Annotated in this window: 11 protein-coding genes; all 11 read right to left on the bottom strand. The window is 61.2% G+C overall.

All coding sequences use genetic code 11. The annotated features are described in order from the left end of the window. Positions 1 to 24: 24 nt before the first annotated feature. Positions 25 to 210 (bottom strand): hypothetical protein, encoded by a 186-nt coding sequence (locus ABFB52_RS18765; protein WP_102687963.1) that lies wholly within the window; start codon positions 208 to 210, stop codon positions 25 to 27. Positions 211 to 403: 193 nt separating this feature from the next. Continuing rightward, entirely contained in the window at positions 404 to 1,867 is a 1,464-nt protein-coding gene (nuoN, locus tag ABFB52_RS18760; protein WP_011334964.1) for an NADH-quinone oxidoreductase subunit NuoN, read from the bottom strand. Between the two features lie 7 nt (positions 1,868 to 1,874). Beyond that, positions 1,875 to 3,407 (bottom strand): NADH-quinone oxidoreductase subunit M, encoded by a 1,533-nt coding sequence (gene nuoM, locus ABFB52_RS18755; RefSeq protein WP_011334963.1) that lies wholly within the window; start codon positions 3,405 to 3,407, stop codon positions 1,875 to 1,877. Positions 3,408 to 3,446: 39 nt separating this feature from the next. Continuing rightward, a complete protein-coding gene (gene nuoL / locus ABFB52_RS18750) occupies positions 3,447 to 5,300 on the bottom strand; it encodes an NADH-quinone oxidoreductase subunit L (RefSeq protein ID WP_007951463.1) in 1,854 nt (617 codons plus the stop codon). Beyond that, positions 5,297 to 5,605, bottom strand: a complete 309-nt coding sequence (gene nuoK, locus ABFB52_RS18745) for an NADH-quinone oxidoreductase subunit NuoK (RefSeq protein WP_003180046.1) — start codon at positions 5,603 to 5,605, stop codon at positions 5,297 to 5,299. Before nuoK ends, nuoL begins: the two co-directional genes overlap by 4 nt. 3 nt (positions 5,606 to 5,608) lie before the next feature. Beyond that, complete coding sequence (gene nuoJ, locus ABFB52_RS18740) at positions 5,609 to 6,109, bottom strand: NADH-quinone oxidoreductase subunit J (protein WP_007951462.1); 501 nt, start codon at positions 6,107 to 6,109, stop codon at positions 5,609 to 5,611. A 9-nt stretch (positions 6,110 to 6,118) separates the two neighbouring features. Next, entirely contained in the window at positions 6,119 to 6,667 is a 549-nt protein-coding gene (gene nuoI / locus ABFB52_RS18735) for an NADH-quinone oxidoreductase subunit NuoI (RefSeq protein WP_007951461.1), read from the bottom strand. An 11-nt stretch (positions 6,668 to 6,678) separates the two neighbouring features. Then, complete coding sequence (gene nuoH / locus ABFB52_RS18730) at positions 6,679 to 7,686, bottom strand: NADH-quinone oxidoreductase subunit NuoH (protein WP_007951460.1); 1,008 nt, start codon at positions 7,684 to 7,686, stop codon at positions 6,679 to 6,681. Continuing rightward, complete coding sequence (gene nuoG / locus ABFB52_RS18725) at positions 7,683 to 10,397, bottom strand: NADH-quinone oxidoreductase subunit NuoG (protein WP_085745979.1); 2,715 nt, start codon at positions 10,395 to 10,397, stop codon at positions 7,683 to 7,685. Before nuoG ends, nuoH begins: the two co-directional genes overlap by 4 nt. Positions 10,398 to 10,534: 137 nt before the next feature. Then, positions 10,535 to 11,890, bottom strand: coding sequence for an NADH-quinone oxidoreductase subunit NuoF (gene nuoF / locus ABFB52_RS18720; protein ID WP_085745980.1), 1,356 nt, complete (start codon positions 11,888 to 11,890; stop codon positions 10,535 to 10,537). Then, entirely contained in the window at positions 11,887 to 12,384 is a 498-nt protein-coding gene (nuoE, locus tag ABFB52_RS18715; protein WP_003223804.1) for an NADH-quinone oxidoreductase subunit NuoE, read from the bottom strand. Before nuoE ends, nuoF begins: the two co-directional genes overlap by 4 nt. Position 12,385 lies beyond the last annotated feature (1 nt).

Below are 12,385 nucleotides of genomic sequence, written 5' to 3'. Positions count from 1 at the left end.
TTCCATGTATGCAAATGTTCGTTTCTACCGTTCGAAGCTATCCAGCACGTCTTCTGGCAGAGAGGTATCGATGTCATTGGGAAGTGTGAGTTGGCCCTTCATGGTTCCGATCCGTTGGGCGCGCGTTTTTTTCAAGGTGACTTTGTCTTTGCGTTCTTCGGCTAACGCCTTTAGGCCGTCCATCAACTCTGAAAAAATATCTCGCTTCATGGTTTCTGGATCTCCACTTGATGGGTGACTTTCGAATTTAACGGCATAGGCCAACTGCGTGATGTCAGCCGTTGCTCATCGTTTTGAAGGCAAATTCCTAAAAAGGGGAGGGCGTTGAAAATCAAAATCCCACAAAAACAAAAACGGCACCCGAAGGTGCCGTTTCTGTTTCTAGCCAACTATCGCTGAGCGATCAGCCCGCCAGGCCCGATTGCTGAACCAGGGTCAGCAGCGGTTGTGGGTAGACGCCGAGGAAGAACGCAACCACAGCGATCGCCAGCAGCATCACGCCGCCTGCTTTCTGTTCCCAGTGCAGTTGGGCGTCGTGGCGGCGCAGGTTCGGTTCGATCAGGTACAGGGTGACCATCACGCGCAGGTAGTAGAACACGCCGATGGCGCTGCCCAGAACCAGGGAACCTACCAGCCACCATTGGTGCGACTCGACACCGGTAGCGATGATGTAGAACTTGCCGATGAAGCCAGCAGTCAGCGGGATACCGGCCAGGGACAGCATCATCACGGTCAGTACGGCGGTCAGGTACGGACGGCGCCAGAACAGGCCGCGGTACTCGTACAGCGCGTCTGCGTCACGGCCGTTGTACGGGGAGGACATCAGGGTGATCACGCCGAAGGCGCCGAGGCTGGTGATCACGTAGGTGACCAGGTACACGCCGATGGCTTCCACCGCCAGACCCTTGCTCGCCACCAGTGCGATCAGCAGGTAGCCGAAGTGCGCGATGGAGGAGTAACCGAGCAGACGCTTGAGGTTGCTCTGGGTCAGGGCCAGCAGGTTACCGAACAGGATCGAAGCGATGGCGATGATGGTCAGCACGTTGCTCAGTACGCCACTGCTTGCGGCAGGGGAGATCTGGAACAGACGAACCATGACCGCGAACACAGCCACTTTCGACGCGGTGGCGAGGAACGCGGCCACCGGTGCCGGAGCACCTTCGTACACGTCCGGCGTCCACAAGTGGAACGGTACCAGCGACAGCTTGAACGCCAGACCGATCAGCATCATGCCCAGGCCCAGTTGTGCCAGCGAGCTTGGCAAGCCGGTCGCGGCCAGGGCCTGACCGATACCGACGAAGCTCAGCGAACCCGAGTCTGCGTACAGCAGCGCCATACCGAACAGCAGGAACGCGGAACCGGCGGCCGACAGCACCATGTACTTGATGCCGGCTTCCAGCGAACGCTTGTTGAAGAAGGCGTAGGCCACCAGACCGTAGACCGGCACCGACAGCAGTTCCAGACCGATGAACAGGCCGGCCAGGTGCTGCGCGCTGACCAGAACCAGGCCACCGGCGGCGGCCATCAGGATCAGCAGGTACAGTTCTTCACGGTTGCCCGGGTAACCCGAACCGCCATCGCCGAGGTAGGCGTGGGCGAGGGTGACGCAAGCGAGGGTGGCGACCAGGATCAGCGCCATGTACAGGCAGGCAAAGGTGTCGATCTGCAGCAATGGAGTCACGGCCAGAGGCGCGACTTTCAGCGCTGGCAGGATCGACAGCAAGGCCAGGTTCAGACCTGCCACCGAAATCAGGAAGGTCTGCGAGTGGTTGCGGCGCCAGGCGATTGCCAGCATCACCACGATAATGGTGAGGCTGGTGATCAACAGTGGCGCAAGCGCAATAAAGTGTTGAATCGTGAATTCCATAGCGCTCTTACCGGGCCGAAGCGAGTTGAGTGAAGGCGGTGCCGAGCCACTGCTGCACGCCATGCATCGTGGCGGCAGAAGTGTCGAGGAACGGTTGCGGGTAGACGCCGAGGTAAATCAGCAGTACCGCAAGGCCCAGCACCATGATCAGTTCGCGACCGTCCATGCCGTGCAGGATCGAATCCGATTTGGACGGACCAAAGTAAGCGCGGTGGATCATGATCAGCGAGTAGACCGAACCGAACACCAGACCGGAGGTGGCAATCGCGGTGATCCATGGAGCACTGGCGAACGTACCGATCAGGATCAGGAACTCGCCGACGAAGTTACCGGTACCCGGCAGACCCAGAGAGGCGGCTGCGAAGAACAGGCTGATCGCCGGCAGGTAAGCGATACGCGACCACAGACCGCCCATCTCACGCATGTCACGAGTATGCAGACGCTCGTACAGCTGACCGCTGAGGATAAACAGTGCCGCCGCCGACAGACCGTGCGCCAGCATCTGGATCACGGCACCTTGCAGCGCCAGTTGGCTGCCGGAGTAGATGCCGATCAGTACGAAGCCCATGTGGGAAACGGACGAGAAGGCGATCAGACGCTTGATGTCGGTTTGCGCGAAAGCGAGGAACGCACCGTAGAAGATCCCGATCAGACCGAGGGTCATGGCGATCGGCGCGAATTCGGCCGAGGCGTTCGGGAACAGCGGCAGGGCGAAACGCAGCAGACCGTAGGCCGCGGTTTTCAGCAAGATACCGGCGAGGTCGACGGAACCTGCAGTCGGCGCCTGGGCGTGAGCGTCAGGCAGCCAGGAGTGAAACGGAACCACTGGCAGCTTGACCGCGAAGGCGATGAAGAAGCCGAGCATCAGAATGTACTCGGTGGTCATCGACATCTTGGTCTTCAACAGATCGGCGTAGTTGAAGGTGATCACGCCGGTGCTGTTGTAGTTGACCAGGACCAGACCGAGGATCGCCACCAGCATGATCAGGCCGGAAGCCTGAGTGAAGATGAAGAACTTGGTCGCGGCGTAGATACGGGTTTTCTTGCCGTCCGAAGAACTGTGACCCCAGAGCGCGATGAGGAAGTACATCGGCACCAGCATCATTTCCCAGAAGAAGAAGAACATGAACAGGTCGAGGGCCAGGAACACGCCGACAACGCCGCCCAGGATCCACATCAGGTTCAGGTGGAAGAAGCCAACGTGACGTTGAATCTCTTTCCACGAGCAGAGTACCGACAGGATACCCAGCAGACCGGTCAGCAGGATCATCAGCAGCGACAGGCCGTCGAGGGCCAGGTGCACGTTGATGCCGAAGCGCTGGATCCAGACGTGCTTGAACTCAAGCGCCCAGGTCGGATCGGCGCCAGGCGCCGGAGCAAATGAATAGTCACCGTGGGCCCACAGCCAGAGGCCGAGGGCGAGTTCCAGGGTCATGGTCAACAGCGCAATCCAGCGGGGGAGGGTGGCGCCGAAGCGCTCACCCAGCCAGCACAGCAGGCCGCCGATGAAGGGGATCAGGATTAGCCAAGGCAGAATCATGACGGGCTCGTTTCCTTTCGCAAATTCGCAAGGTTCATATCAGACCGCTACCAGCACGACAGCGCCGATGACCAACACGGCACCAGCAGCCATCGAAGCAGCGTACCAACGCAGTTGACCGGTTTCGGTACGGCTCAGGGCGGTGTGACCACCCTTGGCCATGCGCGGGATCAGACCGATGGTCTGGTCGAGCGGGTCTTTGCGCAGCATGTGGCTGATCGCAAGGTACGGCTTCACGAACAGTTTGTCGTAGATCCAGTCGAAGCCCCAGGCAGCGAACCACCAGGCCGAAAGGAGACGGCCGATGCCGCTGTTGGCAATCGCGGTCACGAAGCGACGCTTGCCGAGGAACAGCAGGGCCGCCAGCAGGATACCGGCCAGGGCGATGGCGCCCGAAGCGATTTCCAGACTGTGCTTGGCTTCGCCACCGGCATGGCCAACGCTCTCGGGCAGTACGCCGTGCAGCGGTGGAACGATCATGGCGCCGACGAAGGTCGACAGCACGATCAGCACCGACAGCGGCAGCCAGTGAGCGATGCCGTGACCGGCGTGGGCTTCGGTCTTGGCTTCACCATGGAACGCGATGAAGATCAGGCGGAAGGTGTAAAGCGACGTCATGAATGCGCCGACCAGACCTGCGTAAAGCAGACCGTGGTTGCCGCTGGCGAACGCTTCCCAGAGGATTTCGTCCTTGGAGTAGAAACCTGCAGTCACCAGTGGCAGGGCGGCCAGAGCGGCACCACCGACGATGAAGCTGGCGTAGGCCAGCGGCAGTTTCTTCCACAGGCCGCCCATCTTGAAGATGTTCTGCTCGTGGTGGCAGGCAACGATCACCGCACCGGAGGCAAGGAACAGCAGGGCCTTGAAGAAGGCGTGGGTCATCAGGTGGAAGATCGCGCCTTCCCAGGCGCCAACGCCCAGCGCCAGGAACATGTAGCCGATCTGGCTCATGGTCGAGTAGGCGAGGATACGTTTGATGTCGGTTTGCACCAGTGCTGCAAAACCGGCCAGTACCAGGGTCACACCACCCACGATGCCGACCAGGTGCAGGATGTCCGGCGCCAAGGCGAACAGACCGTGGGTACGGGCGATCAGGTAGACACCGGCAGTCACCATGGTTGCGGCGTGGATCAGTGCCGAAACCGGGGTAGGACCGGCCATCGCGTCCGCCAGCCAGGTCTGCAGCGGCAGTTGCGCCGATTTACCGACCGCACCACCCAGCAGCATCAGGGTCGCCAGCACGATCCAGAAATCGCCGACCTTGAAGTGCTCAGGCGCCTTCACCAGCAGTTCCTGGACGTTCAGCGTGCCCAGTTGCTGGAACAGGATGAACAGGCCGATCGCCATGAACACGTCGCCGATACGGGTGACGATGAAGGCTTTGAGTGCGGCGTTACCGTTGTTGCGGTTGCTGTAGTAGAAGCCGATCAACAGGTACGAGCACAGGCCCACGCCTTCCCAACCGAAGTAGATGAACAGCAGGTTATCGCCCAGGATCAGGAACAGCATGCTGGCGATGAACAGGTTGGTGTACGAGAAGAAGCGCGAGTAACCGTCTTCGCCACGCATGTACCACGATGCAAACAGGTGGATCAGGAAGCCGACACCAACGACCACACCGAGCATGGTCACGGACAGACCATCCAGGTACAGCGCGAAGTTAGGCTGGAAACCTTCCACCGACATCCAGCGCCACAGCACCTGGGTGTAGACGCCACCTTCCGGTGGCGCGACGTTGAATTGCCAGATCACGTAGGCCGCGACGATGGCAGACAGGCCGATGGAGCCGACACCGATCAGCGCCGACAGGTTTTCCGAGAAGCGGCCGCGCGAGAACGACAGCAACAGGAACCCGATCAGAGGGAATACGAAAGTCAGAAAGAGTAGGTTCATCCGCGCATCTCACTGGCAGCGTCGATATCGAGCGTGTGGAAGCGGCGATACAGTTGCAGCAGGATCGCCAGGCCAATACTGGCTTCGGCGGCTGCAAGGCTGATCACCAGGATGAACATGATCTGTCCATCCGGTTGCGCCCAGCGGGCGCCCGCAACGATGAAGGCCAGTGCAGAGGCGTTCATCATCACTTCCAGACTCATCAACACGAACAAAATGTTGCGGCGGACCATCAGGCCGACCAGACCAAGGCAGAACAGGATGCCGGCGACGGCCAATCCATGTTCGAGAGGGATAGCAGGCATGTCTTACTCCTTCGCCTCGTTACGGCCCAAATGGAACGCCGTGACGGCTGCAGCGAGCAGCAGCATCGAGGCGAGTTCGACCACCAGCAGATACGGACCGAACAGGCTGATGCCCACGGCTTTTGCATCGACGGTGGTGTGGCCGATGGCCTGACCGCTCTGGTGAGCGAACAGCACATACAGCAGTTCGGCCAGCAGCAGGGCGGCGAGAATGACCGGCCCCGCCCAGATCCCGGGCTTGAGCCAGGTGCGTTCCTGCTGAACCGAGGCCGGGCCCAGGTTCAGCATCATCACCACGAACACGAACAGCACCATGATGGCGCCAGCGTAGGCGATCACTTCCAGCACGCCGGCGAACGGAGCGCCGAGTGCGAAGAAGGTCATGGCCACGGCGATCAACGAAATGATCAGGTAGAGCAGGGCGTGCACAGGATTGGTGTTGGTGACCACACGCAGTGTGGACACAACAGCGATACCCGATGCGAAATAGAAAGCGAATTCCATCGTTCTTCCTTAAGGCAGCAAGCTCTTCACGTTGATCGGCTCGGCTTCGTTTTGTGCGGCGCCTTTCGGCTTGCCCGCAACGGCCATACCTGCAACACGATAGAAGTTGTAATCAGGGTTTTTGCCGGGGCCGGAGATCAGCAGATCTTCTTTCTCGTACACCAGGTCCTGACGTTTGAACTCGGCCATCTCGAAATCCGGGGTCAGCTGGATCGCGGTGGTCGGGCAGGCTTCCTCGCAGAGACCGCAGAAAATGCAGCGCGAGAAGTTGATACGGAAGAAGTCCGGGTACCAGCGACCGTCTTCGGTTTCAGCTTTCTGCAGCGAGATGCAACCCACCGGGCAAGCCACGGCGCACAGGTTGCAGGCTACGCAGCGTTCTTCGCCATCGGGGTCACGGGTCAGGACGATGCGACCACGGTAGCGTGGTGGCAGGTAGACCGGCTCTTCCGGGTATTGCAGGGTGTCGCGCTTGCGAAAGCCATGGCCGAAGACCATGACCAGGCTGCGCAACTGGGTACCGGTACCCTTAACGATGTCGCCAATATATTTGAACATGGGTCAAATCCTCACTGAACCGCAACCGCAGGCGTGTTCCACAACACGATTGCAGCGGTCACCAGCAAATTGATCAGGGTCAGTGGCAGGCAGAATTTCCAGCTGAAATCCATCACCTGGTCATAACGCGGACGCGGGATGGAAGCGCGCAGCAGGATGAACAGCATGATGAAGAACGCGGTCTTCAGTGCGAACCAGACGAAGGACAGTTGCGGCAGGATGCCGAACGGACCGTGCCAGCCACCGAAGAACAGGGTGACCAGCAGCGCCGAGATCAGGATGATGCCGATGTATTCACCGACGAAGAACATGCCCCATTTCATACCGGCGTATTCAATGTGGTAACCGTCGGCCAGTTCCTGTTCCGCTTCCGGCTGGTCGAACGGGTGACGGTGAGTCACGGCCACGCCAGCGATGAAGAAGGTACAGAAGCCGAAGAACTGCGGAATGATGAACCACAGGTTCTGCGCCTGGTACTCGACGATGTCGCGCATGTTGAACGAGCCGACCTGCACCACGATGCCCATCAGGGCCAGGCCCATGAACACTTCGTAGGACACGGTCTGCGCCGAGGCACGCAAGCTGCCCAGCAGGGCGAACTTGTTGTTACTCGACCAGCCGGCGAACAGCACCGCGTAGACCGACAGACCGGCCATGGCGAAGAAGAACAGCAGGCCGATGTTCAGATCCGCCACGCCCCAGGTCGGGGTGATCGGGATGATCGCGAAAGCGATCAGCAGGGCGGACATGGCCACGACCGGTGCCAGGGTGAAAATCACCTTGTCGGCAAACGGCGGGGTCCAGTCTTCCTTGAAGAACATCTTCAGCATGTCGGCCGCGATCTGGAACATGCCGAACGGGCCAACGCGGTTCGGACCGTAACGGTCCTGCCACCAGCCCAGCAGGCGACGTTCGACAAAGCTGAGCAACGCGCCTGCGACCACCACGGCCAGCAGGATCACGATGGCCTTGATGACCGTCAGGATCACATCGATCACTTCAGGGGTGAACCAGGTCATTGCGCTGCCTCCTGCAGACCATCAACGGTTTGGCCGAAAATCGCCGGCGGAATGCCTGCCAGACCAGCCGGCAGTGCAACCAGGCCAGCGCCCAGCTCTTCATTGATGCGCAGCGGCAGACGCAGGGTCTGGCCGGCAACATTGAGGCTCAGCAATGCGCCGTCGTTGACGCCCAGACGGTCCGCTTCGGACTTGGCCAGTGCTACGTAGGCGGCCGGGATGCGTTCCTGGACCGGAGCGGCTTTCGACGAGTTCTCGTCGCTGCCGAACAGGTGGTAGAACGGCACGGCTTGCCAGGTGCCCTGGGCCGGGTTGAACGCGCGCGGAACACTGGCGAACCAGTTCAGCGAATCACCGGTGCTCTCGATCAGGCGGGTGCCCGGATCGCCAGCGCGCAGGTGACCACCGACTTCGTCCTGGAACTTGTTCCAGGCTTGCGGCGAGTTCCAGCCCGGCGACCAGGCGAACGGCACTTGCTGACGCGGTTCGGCGGAGCCCGAGTAACCTTCCATCGAGAAGGCGAACGCGGTGTCCTTGTCTTGCGGGGTGCGTGGTTCGTGAACGCTGATGTCGGCGCGCATCGCGGTGCGACCGGAGTAACGCAGCGGCTCACGCGCCAGTTTCAGACCCTTGATGCGGAACGAGGCGGACGGAGCGGCGTCGACGATGCGCGCCAGTTGCGGCGTGCTCGAAGCAACGGCAGCGGTCACGTGGTCGAGTTGCGTCCAGTCGATCGGCTGGTTCAGCAGGGTGGCGCGCAGGGCGTGCAGCCAGCGCCAGCCTTCGTGGACCAGAATGCTCGCGTCCATGTATTGCGGGTCGAAAACCTGGAAGAAGCGCTGGGCGCGACCTTCCTGGCTGACCAGCGTACCGTCGCCTTCAGCGAAGCTGGCGGCTGGCAGAACCAGATGCGCGCGATCGCTGGTGGCGGTCTTCTGATGGTCGGCAACGATCACTACTTTCGCAGCGTTCAGTGCCGCATCGACCTTGGCCTTGGCGGTGCGGGTGTACAGATCGTTTTCCAGCACGACGATGGCGTCGGCCTTGCCGTCGATGACCGCTTGCAGCGCGGCATCAACCGATTCGCCACCGAGCATGGCCAGGCCGAGGCTGTTGGCTTCCGGCACGATCAGGCTGATCGAACCGTTCTTCTCGCGCAGCTTCAGGGCCTTGGCGATGTTCGCAGCGGCTTCGATCAAGGCTTTGGAGCCCAGCGAAGTACCGGCGATGATCAGTGGACGCTTGGCCGCGAGCAGTGCGTCGGCGATGCGCTTGGCCAGTTCCAGGGCTTCGGCGTCCAGACCTTCAACGGCAGGGGCGCTGGCGTCCAGGGCGTGAGCCACGGCGAAACCGATGCGGGCCAGATCGTCCGGAGCGGCGTGTACGCATTCTTCGGCGATGTCGTCGAGCTTGGTTTCAGCCAGGCTGGCGATGAACAGCGGGTTCAGCTCGTGCTGACCGATGTTCTTCACGGCGGCGTCGAGCCAAGGCTGGACGCGCATGGCTTCGGCCATGTCTTCGGCCTTGCCTTTTACCGACTGACGCAGGGCCAGGGCCATGCGGGCAGCGGTCTGGGTCAGGTCTTCACCGAGGATGAACACGGCGTCGTGGTCTTCGATGTCGCGCATGTTCGGCACTGGCAGCGGGCTGTCTTTCAGCACTTGCAGGACCAGACGGATGCGTTCCAGCTCGGAGGCTTCGATACCGGAGTAGAAGTGCTCGGCGCCGACCAGTTCACGCAACGCGTAGTTGCTTTCCAGGCTGGCACGCGGCGAACCGATACCGACGATGTTGCGACCGCGCAGCAGGTCAGCGGCTTTGTCCAGCGCAGCATCCAGGCCAAGCTTGGTGCCGTCGGCCAGCAGCGGCTGACGTGGACGGTCGGTGCGGTTGACGTAGCCATAACCGAAACGGCCACGGTCGCACAGGAAGTACTGGTTCACCGAACCGTTGTAACGGTTTTCGATGCGACGCAGTTCGCCGTAACGCTCGCCCGGGGAGATGTTGCAACCGCTCGAGCAGCCATGGCAGATGCTCGGCGAGAACTGCATGTCCCACTTGCGGTTGTAGCGCTCGGAGTGAGTCTTGTCGGTGAACACACCGGTCGGGCAGACCTCGGTGAGGTTGCCGGAGAACTCGCTTTCGAGGGTGCCGTCTTCAACGCGACCGAAGTACACGTTGTCGTGGGCGCCAAATACACCGAGGTCGGTGCCGCCGGCGTAATCCTTATAGAAACGCACGCAGCGGTAGCAGGCGATGCAGCGGTTCATTTCGTGGGAAATGAACGGGCCCAGTTGCTGGTTCTGGTGGGTACGTTTGGTGAAGCGATAACGGCGCTCGTTGTGGCCGGTCATCACGGTCATGTCTTGCAGGTGGCAGTGACCGCCTTCCTCGCACACAGGGCAGTCGTGCGGGTGGTTGGTCATCAGCCATTCAACAACACTGGCGCGAAACGCCTTGGATTCTTCATCGTCGATGGAGATCCAAGTGTTGTCGGTGGCAGGGGTCATGCAGGACATGACGATGCGACCACGGGTGTCGTTCTCGTCGGTGTACTGCTTGACCGCGCACTGGCGGCAGGCCCCGACGCTACCAAGCGCGGGGTGCCAGCAGAAATAAGGGATGTCGAGGCCCAGCGACAGACATGCCTGTAACAGGTTGTCTGCCCCGTCGACTTCGAGCGCTTTGCCGTCTACGTGGATAGTGGCCATGGTTCAAAGGTCTTCGTTGGCCCGGTGTCAGCGGGCGTGGCTAATGGAATCTTGTTATCCGTCCGAATCCAGTCAGCCCCGAAAGGCGTCATCGGACGAAAGGCGAAGGGCACGGACCCTTCGCCTTTTCTAAGCGTTTACGCGCCGACTACGATCGGCTTCGCCAGAGGCGGGACGGTGGCGCTTGCAGGCGCGATACCGGCTTCGAACTCTGGACGGAAGTATTTGATGGCACTGCCCAACGGCTCCACGGCACCCGGTGCGTGAGCACAGAAGGTCTTGCCCGGGCCGAGGAAGTTGACCAGACCCAGCAGGGTCTCGATGTCGCCTGGCTGGCCGCGACCTTGTTCGATCGCCATCAAGAGCTTGACGCTCCATGGCAAACCATCACGGCACGGGGTGCAGAAGCCGCAGGATTCGCGAGCGAAGAACTGCTCCATGTTGCGCAGCAGGGACACCATGTTGACGCTGTCGTCCACCGCCATGGCCAGGCCGGTACCCATACGGGTGCCCACTTTGGCGATGCCGCCGGCGTACATTTGTGCGTCGAGGTGTTCCGGCAACAGGAAACCGGTACCGGCGCCGCCTGGCTGCCAGGCTTTCAGCTTGAAGCCGTCGCGCATGCCGCCGGCGTAGTCTTCGAACAGTTCGCGACCGGTCACGCCGAATGGCAGTTCCCAAAGGCCAGGGTTCTTGACCTTGCCGGAGAAGCCCATGAGCTTGGTGCCCATGTCTTCGCTGCCGTCGCGGGCCAACGATTTGTACCAGTCCACGCCGTCGGCAATGATCGCCGGCACGTTGCACAGGGTTTCAACGTTGTTCACGCAGGTCGGCTTGCCCCACACGCCAACGGCGGCAGGGAAGGGTGGTTTGGAGCGCGGGTTGGCGCGGCGACCTTCGAGGGAGTTGATCAGTGCGGTTTCTTCACCGCAGATGTAACGCCCGGCGCCGGTGTGGACGAACAGCTCGAAATCGAAGCCGCTGCCCAGGATGTTCTTGCCCAGCAGGCCGGCAGCCTTGGCTTCTTCCACGGCACGGTTCAGGTGCTTGGCAGCGGTGGTGTACTCGCCACGCAGGAAGATGTAGCCACGGTAGGTTTTCAGCGCGCGGGCGCTGATCAGCATGCCTTCGATCAGCAGATGGGGCAGTTGCTCCATCAGCATGCGGTCTTTCCAGGTGTTCGGCTCCATTTCATCCGCGTTGCACAGCAGGTAGCGGATGTTGATGGATTCGTCTTTTGGCATCAGGCCCCACTTCACGCCAGTGGGGAAGCCTGCACCGCCGCGACCCTTGAGGCCGGCGTCTTTCACGGTCTGGACGATGGCGTCCTGATCCATGTCGGCGAAGGCCTTGCGCGCAGCGGCGTAACCGTTCTTGGCCTGGTACTCGTCGAGCCACACGGCTTCGCCGTCGTCACGCAGGCGCCAGGTCAGCGGGTGAGTCTCGGCCGAACGCTGGATGCGGTTGGCCGGGCCGAAAGAAGTCAGGGTCATACGTAGCCCTCGAGCAGTTTGGCGACGCCGGCAGGCTGGACATCGCCAAAGGTGTCGTCATCGATCATCAGCGCCGGTGCCTTGTCGCAGTTGCCGAGGCAGCAGACCGGCAGCAGAGTGAAGCGACCGTCGGCAGTGGTCTGACCCAGGCCGATACCCAGGTTGTTCTGGATTTCGCTGACCACCGACTCGTGGCCGCCGATGTAGCAGACCATGCTGTCGCAGACGCGAATGATGTGACGGCCGACCGGCTGACGGAAGATCTGGCTGTAGAACGTGGCCACGCCTTCAACGTCGCTGGCCGGGATGCCAAGGATCTCGCCGATGGCGTACAGGGCGCCGTCCGGCACCCAGCCGCGTTCCTTCTGAACGATCTTCAGGGCTTCGATCGACGCCGCGCGCGGGTCTTCGTAGTGATGCAGCTCGTGCTCGATGGCCGAGCGCTCGGTTTCACTCAAGGTGAAACGGTCTGTCTGGATAAGCGTGCTGTTCATG

Origin of the sequence: Pseudomonas sp. 9.2(2024) (assembly GCF_039695385.1) — a bacterium.
Classification (GTDB): domain Bacteria; phylum Pseudomonadota; class Gammaproteobacteria; order Pseudomonadales; family Pseudomonadaceae; genus Aquipseudomonas; species Aquipseudomonas paraglycinae.
The sequence above is the reverse complement of the archived record's forward strand: the minus strand, read 5'-3'. Positions and strand labels throughout refer to the sequence as shown.